Origin of the sequence: Streptomyces echinatus (assembly GCF_014203595.1) — a bacterium.
Lineage (GTDB): Bacteria > Actinomycetota > Actinomycetes > Streptomycetales > Streptomycetaceae > Streptomyces > Streptomyces echinatus.
On the sequence record NZ_JACHJK010000002.1, the window covers coordinates 36,051 to 51,737 of the forward strand.

Consider the following 15,687-nt stretch of genomic DNA (forward strand, 5'->3'; position numbering starts at 1 on the left):
GCTGTGCCGGTCGTTCGCCCCCCGGCGGCACGGTCACGGCCGGACCGACCGCTGAGGAGTGGGCGCGTGACCAGACCGGACGACGCTTCGGGCCCCGAGTTCGCGGGTGCCGTGCTGGGCAGCATCGGCGCGGGTGTCTTCACCATGGACGCCGACGGGCTCATCACGTATGTCAATCCGTGGGCGGAACGGCTGCTGGCCCGGTCGGCGGCGGAGATGCTGGGCCGCGACGGGCACGATCTCCTTCACCGTCGTCCCGACGGCGGGACGGTGCCACGGGAGCTGTGCCTGATGCGGGCGCCGTTGCGCAGCGGCCGGGATGCCGAGGAGGGCAGCGAGGAGTACTTCCTGCGGGGTGACGGCACCACCGTGCCGATCATCTGGTCGACGACACCCTTCGGGCTCGGGGGACACAGGAGCGGGCTGGTGGTCGTCTTCAGCGACTTCAGCCTGCATCGTGACGCCGAGGAGCGGGCCGCCGCCCACACGGCCGCCCTCGAAGCGCTGACCTGTCGGCTGAACCTGCTCGCGGACGTGTCGTCGGTGCTGATGTCGAGCATGGACGCCACCACCGCCGCGCGTCGGCTTCTCCCCCTGCTGGTTCCGGCCATGGGCGACTGGGCCGTGGTCGACCTGGTCGACGCGCGCTCCGCCGTGCTGGAGCGCGTGGCGGTGCGGCTCGCCGGCCACCCCCGCCGGGCCGGACGGCTGGAGGGGCCGCTGCCCGCCGGGGCGCCTCGGGGCGCGTCCGGTGACCGGCCGGTGCTGGTGAGCGCCACCGACCTGCGGGATCCGGAAGCGGCGTTCGCGGCCACCCACCGGATCCTGTTCGAGACGCTCGGCGGCCGTCAGGCGGCCGTGATCCCGATCCGTTCGCGTCACCACGACTACGGAACGCTGACCGTGGGCCGGGGCACGGACTCCCCCGGCCTCGCCGAGGCCGAGGTCCGGCTGCTGGCGGACATCGGCCGCCGCCTGTCCCTGGTGCTGGACAACACGCGGCTCTACGACGAGCAGCGCAACGTCGCCGAGACCATGCAGCGCCAGTTGCCGGCACCGCTGCCCCAGGTCGACCACCTGCGGATGGCGGCCCGCTATCTGCCCGCACAGAGCGCCATGGAGATCGGCGGCGACTGGTACGACGCCTTCCTGCTCCCGGACGGCGTCATGGCCCTGGTCATCGGAGACGTGGTCGGCCACGATCTGCAGGCCGCCGCCCACATGGCCGAGGTCCGCAACATGCTGCGCGCGCTGGCCTGGACCCTTGTGGAACCACCCAGCCTGATCATGTGCCGGCTGGACGAGGCGGTGACCCACACCAGCGACGCGCCCATGGCCACGCTGGTCTTCGCCCGCGTCGAAGGCCCCGAAGGGGGCCCCTGGCGGCTGCACTGGGTCAACGCCGGCCATCCCCCGCCGCTCCTGGTCACCCGGGACGGCGGCACCCGCTGTCTGACCGGCGGGCACGGACCGCTGATCGGCATGAGTGCCACCCTCCACCTGGGGCTGAGCTGGCCGGACACCTACGAGGAGCTGCCCGCCGAAGCCACCCTGCTCCTCTACACCGACGGTCTCGTCGAGAGCAGGGACCGCCCCATCGACGCCGGCATGGACAAGCTCCGCCACCACGCCTCCGTCCTCGCCCGGAGCCTTGCCGGGGAGAGCGTGGACGTCTTCTGCGACGAACTGCTGCAACGCCTCACGCCCCAGGGCGACGACACCGCCCTGCTCGCCCTGCGGCTGCCCACAGCCGGCGCCGGCTCCCCGGGTGACCAGAGTCCGCCGCCACCCCCGCAGGCGCCTCGCAGCCCCGCCGCTCCCGGCAGAGCCGCCCCCGGCTCACTGGAGGAACGGGCCCCGGTGAAGGACCCGACACGCGGCCCCCAACCGTGAGGCCCCGAACTGTGAGGCCCCGAACCCATGAGCCGGAGCCCCCGCCCGTGCTCGGCGACCCGGCGCCCGCGAGGACGAGTACGCGATCCGCTGTCCCGTGGCCCTGAGGTGATGATGAGATGACCGCATGTCTCCCGAAGCCATGCGGCCCGACGCCGAGCGACCGCAGGACCAGCCACCGCACCTCGCCCACCAGACCTGGTGGAAGGCGCCTCTCGTGGCCTCCCTGATCGCCCTGCCCTTCCTCGTGCTGGAGTACAAGTGGTTCCGGTCCGAGGACGGTGTCGACGCCTTCGGAGGAGCCTTCTACTGGTCGGTCGGCCTGCTCGCCGTCTCCTGGGCGCTGCCGCACCGCCGGTCCCTGCGGACACCGCGCGCGCTGGCCGCCGGCGCCGGACTCGGCTGCGTGCTCCTGCCGATGACGTTCGCGCTCGCGCTGGGGGCGGCCATGTCCGGGATCTGACGGGGCGGCGACTTCGGCCGGGCCGCGCCCGGCATGCGGATGCCCCGCGCGGGGCGGGGCATCCGGTGGTGCTGCTGAGCGTTGCCGTCCGTCAGTGGCGGGCGCTCGGCGTGTTGGCAACGGTGACGTTGACCGCGGCCCACGACAGGCTGACCGTCTTGTACTCGGTGCTGTTCGCGCCGTACAGGTCCTTGGCCGCCTTCAGGGTCGCGATGCGAGCCTGGTGGAAGTCGGTCGTGGAGACCATGTAGCGGGTGAGCGCACGGTAGTAGATGGCGGTCGCCTTGGTGCGGCCGATGCCCTTGACCGTGATGTTGTGGTAGGTCGGCGAGTTGTAGGTGACGCTGCCGATCTTCTTCTTGCCGCTTCCCTCCGCCAGGAGGTAGTAGGCGTGCGAGGAGACACCGGAACCGGCGTGCACCTCGGTGTAGAAGGTGTCCGGGGACCAGTAGTCGATCGTGCCCTCGAGCTTGTCGAGGGACGGCCGGTCCAGGCGGCGCAGGAACTTCTGCGCGAGGCCCAGCTTCTCACCGACCAGGTAGTCCGGCGTGTCCTTCGCGTTCTTGGCGTAGAACTCGACGTTGGAGCCGAAGATGTCCGCGAGCGACTCGTTGAGCGAGCCCGGCTCGCCGTACTGGTTGCCCTCGGAGTCGACGAAGGTCGGCTGCAGGTTGGCGGTCGCCTCGACCACGCCGTGGGTCAGCTCGTGACCGGTGACGTCGAGGACGACGAGCGGCTTCTTGAACATCTGGCCGTCGCCGTCGCCGTACAGCATGCAGTTGCAGGTCGGGTCCCAGAAGGCGTTGGCGACCTTCTTGCCCCAGTGGACCATCGCCAGCGCGGGCTTGCTGTTGTTGGCTATGCCCTTGCGCTTGAACGTGGACTTGTAGAAGTCCAGCGTCTTGGTGATGCCGTACTGGGCGTCGGCGGCGGCGCTGACCCGGCTGGAGGTCGCGTTGTTGCCCCACACGTTCGTCGTGCTGGTGAACCTGGAGCCCGCGCTGAACTTCTCCGTGTACGAGCCCTTGGCGTCCCGCGTCTCGGTGCCGTACCGGCTCGGGTCCTTGAGCTGGTAGTGACCGCGCGAGGTCGCCGTGGTGGTGAGGGCGACGTTGCCCACGAAGAGGGTCTTGCCGGTGCCCCTGGCGGACGTCGGGTAGTGCGTGACGCCGGAGAGACCCGAGCCGGCCAGGCCGGACGCGGTGGAGGCGGAACCGGCGCCGGTGGCCGGGTCGATGGTCTCGCCGCGCTCGCGCAGGGTGTCGAGCAGCTTGGGCGACAGGAACTCGTCCCGGTCGGGCGTGTTGCTGCGCACCTTGCCGGTGACCGCGTCGACGACGACAGTACGGGAGCTGTCCTGGTCGGTGACGGTCACCTGGTAGGCGAGGGCGGAGGCGCCACCGCGGGCGTCCACCACGAGCTGGGCGCTGCTCGCGTCGCCCTTGGCCGCCTTCGCGGCCTTCGCGGCGGCCTGGCCGGCGGTCAGCTTGGCCTTGGCGGCGGCCGGCTTGACGGAGTGGTCGGCCGCACGGGTCACGCCCGTGTAGGCCAGCTTGCCGTCGAGGTGGACGATGAGGTCGCCACCGAGCACGGGCAGGTCGTTGTGGGTGCGGACGAAGCGAACGTGCCGGGCGCCCTCGGGGTCGATCATGACGTCCTGGGCGAGCAGAGCATCGCCCTCCGAGACGCCGGTCGCCGAGGCGTGCGCGAAGGCCGCGGTGCGCGCCGCCTCCACCACCACCGTGGCGTTCGAGGCGGCGGAGGCGGCGGACCGCTCCACCTCCGAGGAGGGACCCGCGAAGGCCGTACCGGCCAGGCCTGTGGCAGCCGTCGCCACCGCGACGGCGACCGCCACGGTGCGTATGTGCGGTCTACGCAATCTGATCAGGGTTCCTTCGTTCGAAGGCGGAAGGGGTTGCCAACCGCCTTGAGGCATGGCCCAGTTGGGGGCCACGGGGGCCCGTCCGGCCCCGAGGGACAACCCTTGCGGATCAGTCATGCGCACGTAAAGCCGGAATGATCCATTTCGCGAACTTCTATGACAATCCTTTACGAATGGGCGCCATGGAGTGATCGCGGGACCACCGACTGTGTGTCGGCTGTGGAGACGCCATCACCATCCCCTAGGTTCCGTGGACGGAATGTGACCGAAATCGCATCAGACGCCGAACGACAGGAGTGACAGGGGATGGTCTCAGCAACGGTGGGCCGGGGGGCGGTCCTTGGAGCGGTCGCGCTGTCGCTCCTCGCGGTCCCCGCGCGGGCCGCGACCCAGGAACCGCACACCCCGGCGGCCGCGCTCCCGGCGCCCGACCTCGCGGGCCTGTCCACGGTGCTCCGGTCGGCGGTGGCCCAGGGCGCGCCCGGCGCACTCGTCCGGATCGACGACCACGGGCTGACCTACCGGGTCACGCACGGCGTCGCCGACCGGGACACCCGGCGGCTCATCTCCACGGACGACCGGTTCCGGGTCGGCAGCATCACCAAGACGTTCTCGGCCGTCGTGCTGCTCCAGCTCGTCCACGAACACCGGCTCTCGCTCGACGCGCCGGTCAACCGCTATCTGCCGGAGCTGCTGCCGGACGACCGGATCACGGTCCGTCAGGTGCTGAGTCATCGCAGCGGCCTGGCCGACTACACGAACGACATGTTCGCCGACAGCGTCAAGGGCTTCGAGGCGGTCCGGAACAAGGTCTTCACCTACCGGCAGCTGGTCGCCCTCGCCCTGCAGAAGCCCCGTACCAACGCCGCCGGCGCCGCCTACTCGTACTCCAACACCAACTTCGTCGTCGCGGGCATGCTCATCGAGAAGCTCACCGGGCAGCCCGTGCGGACCGCGTACGACAAACGCATCATCGGGCCGCTGGGACTTCAGGACACGTTCTACGTCCATCCCGACACCGCGATTCCGGGCCGGTACGCCCGCGGGTACCTGACCCCGGACAAGGCCGGCGCCCCACTGGTCGACGCGACCGCGCAGACCGTGTCCTGGGCGCAGAGCGCGGGGGCCGTCATCTCCAGCGCGCGGGATCTCGACGTCTTCTACGGTGCCCTGCTGGGAGGGAAGCTGCTGCCGGCCGCGCGGCTCGCCGAGATGGAGCGGTTCACCAAGGTCGACGGCACGACGGCGTACGGGCTCGGGCTGCGGCGGCGTGACCTGTCCTGCGGGGTGTCGGTGTACGGGCACACGGGGGCGGTGCAGGGGTACTACTCGTACGCGTTCGCCACGAAGGACGGCGGGCGGAGTCTCACGGCCGTGGCCAACACGTCGAACAACGGGAAGGTGCTGGGCACGTTGGCAGGGGTCCTGGAGTCGGCGTTCTGCGGGGAGCCGAAGGCGGCGAAGCGGTAGGGGGAGCGGGCCGTCGCCGGATGCGGGGTGCGGGGGGGCTGGTCGCGCAGTTCCCCGAGCCCCTTTGGGTGGCCTTGCGGGGACCTCGTTGTCGGTGCGCGGTGATGGGATGCCGGTTCGTTGCCGGGTGCGGGAGAGCGGGGGGCGTCGCGCGGTTCGCCGCGCCGCCTTGGGGCGGGCCGCGGGAACTTGGTTGGGGGGTTCGGCGTTGTGTCGGTGACATGGTCGGACGCCGGGCGGTGGCGATGGGTGAGCTTGTGCCCGGGGGGAACGTGATCCTTCCCGGCGGGGCGGTGCGGCTGCGGGTGGCCGGTGACTTCGATGTGTCCGCACTGGTGACGGGGGCCGGTGGAAAGGTCGGCGGGGACGCCGACTTCGTGTTCTACAACCAGCCCGACGCGCCCGGCGTGCGGCTGCGCGGTGACACCCTGACCGTCGATCCGGCCCGGCTGCGCGGCGGCGCGTGCCGGGTCACGGTCGTGGTGAGCGCGGCCGCGCCCGGCACCCCGCTCGGCCGGCTGCCGGCGCCCCGGCTCGACGTCACCGACGGCACCGGCCGTGCCGTGGCCGGCTTCGCACCGCCGAGGCCGGGTCCGGAGACCGTCCTGCTGCTCGCCGAGCTGTATCTGCGTCCCGGCGCCGGCTGGAAGCTGCGGGCGATCGGGCAGGGGTACGCCGACGGACTGGCGGGACTCGCCCGGGACTTCGGTGTGGACGTGTCGGACGACGGCGGACGGACCCCGGCGACGGCGCCCCAGCGCTCCCCCCGGCGCTCGGCGCCCCAGCAGTCCCCCCGGCACTCCCCCGATTCCGAGGTCCCCCCGGCCTCCGACGACTTCACCCGCCTGGTCAACACCGCCCGCGCCCGCACCGGCGCACCGCCCGTCGCACCCGACCCTCGTCTGCTCTCCGCCGCACGTGCGCATGCCCGGGCCATGGCGGACGCGGGCCGCCTCGGCGTGGAGGGGCCGGACGGCATGTCGGTCCACCAGCGGATCTCGGCGGCCGGTTACGCGTACCTCTTCGTCGGCGAGCATCTCGTCTCCGGGCCGCGCACCCCGGCCGAGTTCGTGGAGTACTGCCTGGGCGCGGAGGGGACCCGGCGCACCCTGCTCGACCCCGCCTGCCGGCATGCCGCCCTGGCCCACGCGGACGCCGGTGACCGGTTCTGGACCGCGCTGTGGGCCTCGCCCCTGACGCCGGCCGGGCTGACGCGTACGGCCGCCGAGGTCCTCGCCCTCACCAACGCCGAACGCGGCCGGGCCGGGCTGCCCCCGCTGGCCGCGGACCCGCTGCTGACGGCCGCCGCACAGGCGCACAGCGCGGACATGGTGGCCCGGGACTTCTACGCGCACACCTCACCCGACGGCGGCGAGCCCTGGGACCGGGCCGCCGCCGCGGGAGCCCGGCGGCGCACGGTCGGCGAGAACATAGCCTGCGGCCAGCGCTCACCCGGCGAGGTCGTGGCGGGCTGGATGAACAGCCCCGGCCATCGCGCCAACATCCTCGGGCGGGAGTTCACCCACCTCGGCGTCGGCTTCGCGGGCGGCGGCCGGGCGGGCACGTACTGGACACAGCTGTTCGGTGGCTGAACCGGTACCTTCCGCGATCTTGGCGGAATGCCGCCGTCCGGGTCACCATGCCCCGCATGAAGGGTGACCTCTTTTCCAGTCAGCACGTGGTGCAGCCGCCCGCAGTGCCGGGCATGTCCGTGGAGAACGCCAAGTGCATCCGCTACACGGTCGACGGCGAGATGCACGCCCGGCAGGGCGCGATGGTCGCCTACCGCGGCAACCTCCAGTTCGAGCGCAAGGGGCAGGGCGTAGGCGGCATGCTCAAGCGTGCGGTCACGGGTGAGGGGCTGCCGCTCATGGCGGTGCGCGGGCAGGGTGAGGCATGGTTCGCGCACGAGGCGCAGAACTGCTTCATCGTCGACGTCGAGGCCGGTGACCGGTTCACCGTGAACGGCCGCAACGTCCTGTGCTTCGACGCCTCGTTGTCGTACGAGATAAAGACGGTGAAGGGATCGGGCATCGCCGGCGGCGGCCTCTTCAACAGCGTGTTCAGCGGCCAGGGCCGGCTCGGCCTGGTCTGCGACGGCAACCCGCTGGTCATCCCGGTCTCCGCGCAGGCGCCCGTGTACGTCGACACGGACGCGGTGGTGGGCTGGACCGCGCACCTGCAGACCTCGCTGCACCGCTCGCAGTCCATCGGCTCCATGCTGCGCGGCGGTTCCGGCGAGGCCGTGCAGCTGATGCTCCAGGGAGAGGGCTTCGTCGTGGTGCGGCCGAGCGAGCTGACGCCCCAGAAGGCGCAGCAGCACTGAACCTTCACATGTGATCCGTACCCCACGGGCAACCCCCGTCGCGGTAGCCGCGTCTTGATCGACAACAGACCGGGCCCCGGCCCCTCAGGGCCGGGGCACATTTTCTAGACGCTATACACGACATGTATACACTCCGTGTATAGAAGGGTACGCATGTACGGCAAGGCTTTCGCCCCGGAGTACCAGGGCGCCCTCACCACCCTGTCCGTGAACTCCTCGCTGGTCGACGTGCTGGCCGAGGCCACCGAGCGGCTGCGCGAGGCCGAACGCGCCGGGAGCCCCGGCGAGGCGGCGCGCTGCGGGCTCGCCGTCGCCGAGGCGCACCGGCGGCTCGGCCACGTCCAGGACGCCGACCGGGCCTGGAAGGCGAGTTACCGCACCGCCCGAAAGGCCGGCGACACCGCCGCGATGGCCTGGGCGCTGTGGAGCGGCGGCACGCTGGCCCGGCAGCGCGGGGCGTTCCCACTGGCCTGGCGGCTGCTCGGGCTCGCGGCGGAACTCGGCGAGCGCGGCGGGGACGTCGTCGTCCGCGGCTACTCGCTGGCCGGGCTCGCGGAGACCGGCCGGATCCAGGGCGACTACGCGGCGGTCGGCCGGCTGCACGAGCGGCTGCTGGCCGAGGCACGCAAGCGGGGCGAGGCCCGGCACACCGTCTGGGCACTGGAGGGCATCGCCCAGATGCACCGCAACACCGGCGAGTACGACCAGGCGTACGCCCTGTTCGAGGAGGCGGCGGAGATAGCCGGCCGGGCCGACGACCGGCGCGGGCACGCCTGGGCGCTGCGCGGACTCGCGGACGTGCTCTCGGTGCGCGACGGCGCCACCGAGCGGGCGCTGGAGCTGCTGGCCGAGGCGGAGGCGACCTGCCGGGAGATGAACCTCTCCAGCGCCCTCGCCTACAACCACAAGATGCAGGGCAACGTCCTGTACCGCGCCGGCCGTCACTCCGAGGCCCGCGACCGGTACGAGCTGGCGCTGACGGAGTTCCGGACGATGAGCGAACCGCGCGGCGAGGCGCTGTCCCGGCTGGGGCTGGCCAAGTCCCTGGCCCGGCTGGGCCGCGACCGCGCCGAGACCGCGGCCGAACTCGCCGGCCTGGCCCGGACGCTGGAGCGCAGCGGGCTGCGGCACGCCCGCGAGATGGTGGCCCGGGCCCAGCGGGAGTTCGGCCTCGACGCGGAGGCCGCGCGATGACGGCGCTCACCTCTCCGGTGCGCGAGTCCGCTCCCCGGACCCTCGCCCGGTGCCGGGACCTGGTGCGGCCCCGGCTGCGCGAGGCGGTGGAGCGGCTGCATCCCTGGACGGCCGAGATGGCCGCGTACTCCTTCGGCTGGTGCGAGGTCGGCGGGGCACCCGCCGAGGCGCCGGGCGGCAAGGGTGTGCGGCAGGCGCTCGCCGTCCTCGGCGCCGAGGCCGCCGGTGCCGACGGACAGGCCGGCGTCCCGGCGGCGGTGGCCGTCGAGTTGGTGCACGCCTTCTCGCTGCTGCACGACGACATCATGGACGGCGACGCGACCCGGCGCCGCCGCCCGGCGGTGTGGCGGGCGTACGGCACGGGGCCGGCCGTACTGGCCGGGGACGCCCTGTTCGCGCTGGCGGTGGACACCCTCGCCGTCGTGCCCGAGGGCCCCGGAGCGCTGCGGCTGCTCTCCTCCGCCCTCGCCGACCTGGTCCGCGGGCAGGCCGACGACCTGCTGTTCGCCACCCGGCCCTGGACCGGCCCGGACCGGGTGACGCCACAGGAGTACCGGGCGATGGCGGAGGGCAAGACGGGCGCGCTGCTGGGCTGCGCCGCCGCGCTCGGCGCCACCCTCGGCGGGGCACCGCAGGACACGGCCGACGCCCTGGACCGGGCCGGGCGGCACCTCGGAATCGCCTTCCAGCTGGTCGACGACGTGCTCGGCATCTGGGGCGACCCGGCCGTCACCGGCAAGCCCGTGGGCGGCGATCTGCGGGAGCGGAAGAAGACGTTCCCGGTGCTGGCCGCGCTCGGCTCCCCGGCGGCCCGGCGGCTGCCCGCGCTACTCGGCGACCCCGGGCACGCCCAGGAGGCCGCCGCGCTGATCGAGGCGGCGGGCGGCCGTGCGGCGGCGCTCGCCGAGGCCCGTAACCACACGGCCGCCGCGCGGCGGCTGCTCGGCACCGCACCGCTGGCCGCCGGCCCCGCCGGGGAACTGACCCGGTTGCTGGACCACCTGGTGGGCCGCGCGCTGTAGCCGTGATCCGTGATCCGAAACGGCGTTGACCACCGCCCTGCCGGCGGGCCAAGGTGCGAGCGGCGCGGTTCCCGGTCCGTGCCGGAAGGGTGAGACGCCTTGATCGACATCTCGGACATCGAAGCCGCCGCGCGGCGGATCGCCGGACACGTCGTACGGACGCCGACGGTGCCGAGCCCCGGCCTCGGGGCGCTGCTCGGCGTCCCGGTCACCGCCAAGCTCGAACTGCTCCAGCGCACCGGCTCGTTCAAGGCGCGCGGGGCCACGGCCAAGCTGCTGTCGCTGAGCGGGGCCGAACGGGCGGCGGGCGTGGTCGCGGTCAGCGGCGGCAACCACGGGATCGCGCTCGCCGTGATGGCGGCGGCCCTGGACGTGAAGGCCACCGTCGTCATGCCGCGCTCCGCGCCCGCGCGTTCCATCGCGCTCGTCGAGGACGCCGGGGCGTCGGTGCGGCTGACCGACGGCATGGACAGCGCCTTCCGGTTGGTGACGGTGCTGCGGGACGAGGGCCTGACCCTGGTCCATCCCTTCGACGACCCGGTCGTGATCGCCGGACAGGGCACCGTGGGACTGGAGTTGGCCGAGGACGCAGGCGAGCTGACGGACGTCGTCGTCAGCGTCGGCGGCGGGGGCCTGATCGCCGGCGTGGCGGCGGCCCTGCGCGCCCGCCGTCCGGGGGTGCGCGTATGGGGCGTGGAGACCGTGGGCGCGCAGGCGATGTCCGGCGCGCTCGGGGCCGGCGCTCCGGTCCCGGTGCCGCTGTCCTCCCTCGTCACCACGTTGAGCGCGCCCTCGGTGTCGCGGCTGACGTACGACCATGTGTCCGCGCTCGTCGAGGAGGTCCTGGTGGTCCCGGACCGGGACGCGGTGCAGGGCTGCCTGGACCTCGCCGACCACGCCAAGGTGTGGGCCGAGCCGGCCGCGGGCTGTCTGCTGCCGGCGGCCCGGCAGGTGGCGGCGCGGATCGGCGCGGACGCCAGGATCGGGCTCGTGGTGTGCGGCGGCAACACGACGCCCCGAGAACTCACCGGCTGGGCCGACCGCTTCGGGCTGCTGTGAGCCACGGCGGGCATCCCGAAATCGCAAGCCCCTTCGAACGTTTGAATAAAAGGCAAGAAGGGGCCTGAATCGAGGATTCTTTGAACGCTCCCCCGCGGGCCCCGCGTACCTCTGGGAAAGTCGAGGCAGGGGTTTCAGCGAGGGATGACCATGGTCAAGGCGCACGTCTCCGCACATGAGTTGGTCGCCGGGCGGTACCGGCTCCTGGAGGTCTTCTCCCGCGAGACGAACCGTCTGTGGTGGTACGCCGAGGACGTCGCGGCGGAGCAGCCCCGGCTGGTGGCGCAGACCGCTCTGCCGGAGCCCGTCGCCGAGGACACCGCGCGCCGGGCCACGGCCCGGGTCGTCCGCACCAGCGAGACCATGCGGCCGCTGCGCCCGGGCCAGATCGCCGCGGTCGTCGACGCCGCGGTGGAGGCGGGCACCCTGTGGACGGTGACCGAGTGGATCGACGGCGTGCCGCTCGGCGAACTCCTCGCCCGGGAGGGCTCGTTCCACCCGGTGCGGGCGGCCCGGCTCGGCCTGGAGCTGCTCGACGTGCTGCAGGCCGCGCACGACGAGGGCATCACGCACGGCGAGCTGAGCCCCGGACAGGTCTTCGTCAGGGAGGACGGGCCGGTGGTCGTCACGGGGTTCGGGCTGGCCGGCACCACACTCGTGCCCCGGCTCACGGCTCCCTCGTACGCCTCCCCGGAGCAGGCCCGCGACGAGCGGATCGGTCCGGCCGCCGACCTGTGGGCGCTGGGCGCGCTGCTCTACACCATGGTCGAGGGGCGGCCGCCGTTCAGGGACCGCGGCCGGGCCGAGGCCACTCTGAAGGCGGTGGACCGGCTGCCGCTGCGCACCCCGCTGCGCGCCGGCCCGCTCGCCCAGGCGGTGCAGGGGCTGCTGCGCAAGAACCCGCGGGAACGGCTGACCCGGCCGGTGGTCCGGGAGGCCCTGACCCGGGCGCTGAGCGAGGACTACGACGCGGACCGGCGGCCGGCCCCCGAGCCCCGGCTACGCGGGGCGTACGCGGGCGTGCGTCATGCTGTGCCGCTACGGAGCAGCCGGATGCTGGCCGCCGGCACCGCGCTGGCCGTGGTCACCGTGGCCGCCGCGGTACTGGCCGCGACCGACGCGCTGCCGGGCAGGGACACGGCCGAGGCCCCGCCGCGGGCCACCGTGCCGACCGCTCCCACCGCCCGGCACACTGGCGACGGCACCGCGCCCACCCCGGCGCCGACCGCCTCGGCCTCCCCCGCCCTGCCGGCCGGTTACCAGCGGTACAACGCTCCCGAGGGCTTCTCGGTGGCGCTGCCCGAGGGCTGGGAACGGCTGGCCACCGCCCGGTCGGCCGACCGCGCCTACCGCGTCACCTTCGGCCGGGGCGGCGCCGCGCCCACGCTGGCCGTCACCTACACCGAGCGCGTCGACCGCGCCCCGGTCGCCGTCTGGCGGGACGACGTCGAACCCGAGCTGGCGAAGCAGCCGGGCTACCGCCGGGTCGGCACGCTCCGGGCCACCACCTATCAGGGCCGCGAGGCCGCCGACCTGGAGTGGCTGGCCGGCTCCGGCGCCGCCCGGGTGCACACCTTCGGACGCGGCTTCCTGCTGGGCGGCCGGCGCGGATTCTCCCTGCGCTTCACCACCCCGGCGGCGGCCTGGGACGACGCGGCGAGCCGGCAGGCCCTGCGGACGTTCCTGCGGACGTTCCGGGTGCCGAAGGACTGACCGGGACCGCCGGCCGTTTTCCCCACGTCCAGCCGGGGACTCGCCCGTCATGGTGCAAATCGGATACACGATGATGACCGAGCAGGCCGGCCCCCGGGACCTGGTGGATCACGTGGTGGGAGCCGAAGAGGCGGGTTTCGACTTCTCGGTGATCTCGGACCACTACTTCCCGTGGCTGCGCGCCCAGGGGCACTCCTCGTACGCGTGGAGCGTGCTCGGCGCCGCCGCACAGGCCACCTCGCGGATCCCGCTGATGACCTACGTGACCTGCCCCATCCTGCGCTATCACCCGGCGATCGTGGCGCAGAAGGCGGCGACCGTGCAGTTGCTGTCGGAGGGCAGGTTCCGGCTCGGCCTCGGCGCCGGCGAGAACCTGAACGAGCATGTCGTGGGCGGCGGCTGGCCCCCGGTGGACGTCCGCCACGAGATGCTCGAGGAGGCCGTCGAGATCATCAGGGCGCTCTTCGAGGGTGGCCATGTCACCCATCACGGACAGCACTACGACGTGGAGTCGGCCCGGCTGTGGGACCTGCCGGACGAGGCGCCGCCGATCGGCATCGCCGTCTCCGGCGACCAGTCATGCAAGCTCGCCGGGCGCCTCGCCGACCTGGTGATCGCGACCGAGCCGAAGGCGGGCCTGCTGGAGGCCTTCGACCGGCACGGCGGCGGCGGCAAGCCCCGGGTCGGCCAGCTGCCGGTCTGCTACGACCCCGACCGGGACACGGCCGTCAAGCGCGCCCACTCCCAGTTCCGCTGGTTCGGCCTGGGCTGGAAGGTGAACGCCGAGCTGCCGCACCCCGACTCCTTCGAGGCCGCGACCGGGTTCGTGACCGAGAACGACGTCGCCGGCTCCATCCCGTGCGGTGACGACCCCGACGCCTTCGTGGAGGCCGTACGGCCCTACGCGGAGGCCGGGTTCGGGGAGATCGCCCTGGTGCAGATCGGCGGCGAGTCACAGCGGGACTACCTGGACTGGTCGGCGAAGACCCTGTTGCCGGCGCTGCGGGAGGCGTTCGCCTGACGCCTCGCGGCCGCCGCAACACGGGTCGGCCAAAGCATGGCACAGGCCGCCGCCGGCACGCCGAAGGTGTCGGCGGGGCGTGGACCTGCCGGACGCCGACGTCCGGCCGAGCCACTACGTCTCCCGCTCCAGCGCCTCCTCCGAGCCCGGCACCGCGATCACGCAGTCCGCCGAGGCCGAGGGCATTCGCCCCACCAAGGCCCTGGACGCCCGGAGGAACTCCAGCGGGCCGTCGGCGGCTGGCCGGCCGCGCTGCGCGCAGCCCGCGGGAATCAGTCGCACGGGTGAGCATCCCGGGCGCTGCCGGGGTACTAGAGGGCCCTACGCCGTTTGTTTGCGAAAGGTCCCCGCGTGAACTCGTTCGTGCACAAGACCCTGGTGGTGCAGCTCCTCGCGCCCGGCACCGGCCGCTGTCCGGTGCTGGCCCATCTCGGCTACGACGCCGACGACCCGTTCGCCGTCACCGCCGTCTTCGCCCACGACGGCCATGTGCTGGCCTGCTGGCGGCTGGACCGGGAGATGCTCTGCGCGGGGCTGGACGGGCCGGTCGGCATCGGTGACGTACGGCTGCGGCCGGCCGACACCGGACTCTGGCAGGAGCTGCGCATGGAGTTCCTCGGGGACGCGCGTCCGGACGGCAGCCGGCACCGTGCGGTGGTGTTCGTCTGGGCGCCCGCGATCGCCGCGTTCCTGCGCGAGACCCACCTGCTCGTCCCGCCGGGACGGGAGCACGTCCCGGTGGACGAGTTGCTGGCGGACATCCTCTCCGCGGGCTGAGTAGCCGTACTCATGTCCGCGGACCGGGCCCGGCGCCACGATGAGGTGCCTACGACGCCCTCAGTCAAGGAGCCCCGCCGTGACCGCAGTGCACTCCGCCCCGCTCCCGGCGCCGCGCCGCGTGCCGCCCGCCCTCTTCGCCGGCGTGGTGGCCCTGGGGCTGGCCGTGTCGGCGTGGGGCGCGCGCGACCGCGCCACCTGGTTCCTGGAGACCGTGTGGGCGCTGGTGGGCCTCCCCCTGGTGGTGCTGGCCTGGCGGCGCTTCCCGCTGACGGGACTGCTGTGCGGCCTGCTGACCGTGCACGCGCTGGTCCTCGCGCTCGGCGGCCACTACACCTACGCGCAGGTCCCGCTGGGCGACTGGGTGCGCGACACCTTCGGCCTCGACCGCAATCCGTACGACCGTTTCGGGCATCTGATGCAGGGCTTCGTACCGGCGGTGCTGGTCCGTGAACTGCTCAGCCGCACCTCGCCGTTGCGTGGCAGCCGCTGGCTCGCGCCGCTCACCGTGTGCGCCTGTCTGGCCTTCAGCGCCTGCTTCGAGCTGCTGGAGTGGCTGGCGGCCGAGATCGGCGGGCACGGCGCGGACGCCTTCCTCGCCACCCAGGGCGATGTCTGGGACACCCAGTGGGACATGTTCTGCGCGCTGATCGGCGCCGTGCTGTCGCTGCTGCTGCTCAGCCGGCCGCACGACCGTCAGCTCCGCGCCCTGGCGGGCGTTGCGCCTGCGGACCATGATCGGTAAGGTCATCCGGGTGACTGCCGGGTCGGCCATGGGCCATACACGAGTGAGGGTCCCGGCCTCGGCGTGAGCGCGAGGCGGGCGAGAGGCCCGCCGTCGTCTCCGAGTTCGTGCCCCGGCGCCCG

14 protein-coding genes are annotated in these 15,687 nt (G+C 73.2%); 12 read left to right on the forward strand and 2 right to left on the reverse strand.

The features are described from left to right. The first annotated feature begins 66 nt into the window (after nt 1-66). Together FHS34_RS04695 and FHS34_RS04700 are read left to right on the forward strand one after the other, a co-directional pair. A complete protein-coding gene (locus FHS34_RS04695) occupies nt 67-1,893 on the forward strand; it encodes a SpoIIE family protein phosphatase (RefSeq protein WP_184961422.1) in 1,827 nt (608 codons plus the stop codon). Nucleotides 1,894-2,020: 127 nt separating this feature from the next. Continuing rightward, nucleotides 2,021-2,356 carry a hypothetical protein gene (locus FHS34_RS04700; protein WP_184961424.1) on the forward strand — a complete coding sequence of 112 codons (336 nt, stop codon included), beginning with the start codon at nt 2,021-2,023 and terminating at the stop codon, nt 2,354-2,356. 91 nt (nt 2,357-2,447) lie between these two features. Here the strand turns inward: FHS34_RS04700 and FHS34_RS04705 are convergent, their stop codons facing one another. Next, nucleotides 2,448-4,235, reverse strand: coding sequence for a M4 family metallopeptidase (locus tag FHS34_RS04705; protein WP_184961426.1), 1,788 nt, complete (start codon nt 4,233-4,235; stop codon nt 2,448-2,450). A gap of 309 nt (nt 4,236-4,544) precedes the next feature. Between FHS34_RS04705 and FHS34_RS04710 the strand changes: the two genes are divergently transcribed. The 8 genes from FHS34_RS04710 (at nt 4,545) to FHS34_RS04745 (ending at nt 14,043) form a co-directional block, all read left to right on the forward strand. Then, on the forward strand, nt 4,545-5,708 hold the full coding sequence (locus tag FHS34_RS04710; protein ID WP_184961428.1) for a serine hydrolase domain-containing protein: 1,164 nt from the start codon (nt 4,545-4,547) through the stop codon (nt 5,706-5,708). A gap of 245 nt (nt 5,709-5,953) precedes the next feature. Next, the gene (locus FHS34_RS04715; protein WP_184961430.1) at nt 5,954-7,300 is read left to right on the forward strand and encodes a CAP domain-containing protein; all 1,347 of its coding nucleotides are present in this window, start codon (nt 5,954-5,956) and stop codon (nt 7,298-7,300) included. A gap of 56 nt (nt 7,301-7,356) precedes the next feature. Then, a complete protein-coding gene (locus tag FHS34_RS04720) occupies nt 7,357-8,034 on the forward strand; it encodes an AIM24 family protein (protein ID WP_184961433.1) in 678 nt (225 codons plus the stop codon). Nucleotides 8,035-8,187: 153 nt separating this feature from the next. Further along, nucleotides 8,188-9,228, forward strand: a complete 1,041-nt coding sequence (locus FHS34_RS04725; RefSeq protein ID WP_184961435.1) for a tetratricopeptide repeat protein — start codon at nt 8,188-8,190, stop codon at nt 9,226-9,228. Continuing rightward, entirely contained in the window at nt 9,225-10,250 is a 1,026-nt protein-coding gene (locus tag FHS34_RS04730) for a polyprenyl synthetase family protein (protein WP_184961437.1), read from the forward strand. Before FHS34_RS04725 ends, FHS34_RS04730 begins: the two co-directional genes overlap by 4 nt. Before the next feature lie 99 nt (nt 10,251-10,349). Further along, the gene (locus FHS34_RS04735; protein WP_184961439.1) at nt 10,350-11,309 is read left to right on the forward strand and encodes a threonine/serine dehydratase family protein; all 960 of its coding nucleotides are present in this window, start codon (nt 10,350-10,352) and stop codon (nt 11,307-11,309) included. 144 nt (nt 11,310-11,453) lie between these two features. Next, complete coding sequence (locus FHS34_RS04740; protein WP_184961441.1) at nt 11,454-13,022, forward strand: serine/threonine protein kinase; 1,569 nt, start codon at nt 11,454-11,456, stop codon at nt 13,020-13,022. A gap of 49 nt (nt 13,023-13,071) precedes the next feature. Continuing rightward, entirely contained in the window at nt 13,072-14,043 is a 972-nt protein-coding gene (locus tag FHS34_RS04745) for an LLM class F420-dependent oxidoreductase (RefSeq protein ID WP_184961443.1), read from the forward strand. Nucleotides 14,044-14,157: 114 nt separating this feature from the next. On the opposite strand, the gene FHS34_RS04750 is transcribed toward FHS34_RS04745, so the two are convergent. Continuing rightward, nucleotides 14,158-14,325 carry a hypothetical protein gene (locus FHS34_RS04750; RefSeq protein WP_184961445.1) on the reverse strand — a complete coding sequence of 56 codons (168 nt, stop codon included), beginning with the start codon at nt 14,323-14,325 and terminating at the stop codon, nt 14,158-14,160. 69 nt (nt 14,326-14,394) lie between these two features. Here FHS34_RS04750 and FHS34_RS04755 point away from each other — a divergent pair, with 69 nt between their 5' ends. Together FHS34_RS04755 and FHS34_RS04760 are read left to right on the forward strand one after the other, a co-directional pair. Continuing rightward, nucleotides 14,395-14,820 (forward strand): SsgA family sporulation/cell division regulator, encoded by a 426-nt coding sequence (locus FHS34_RS04755; protein WP_184961447.1) that lies wholly within the window; start codon nt 14,395-14,397, stop codon nt 14,818-14,820. A gap of 121 nt (nt 14,821-14,941) precedes the next feature. Next, nucleotides 14,942-15,565 (forward strand): DUF2238 domain-containing protein, encoded by a 624-nt coding sequence (locus FHS34_RS04760; protein ID WP_184962821.1) that lies wholly within the window; start codon nt 14,942-14,944, stop codon nt 15,563-15,565. The last annotated feature ends 122 nt before the right edge of the window (nt 15,566-15,687 follow it).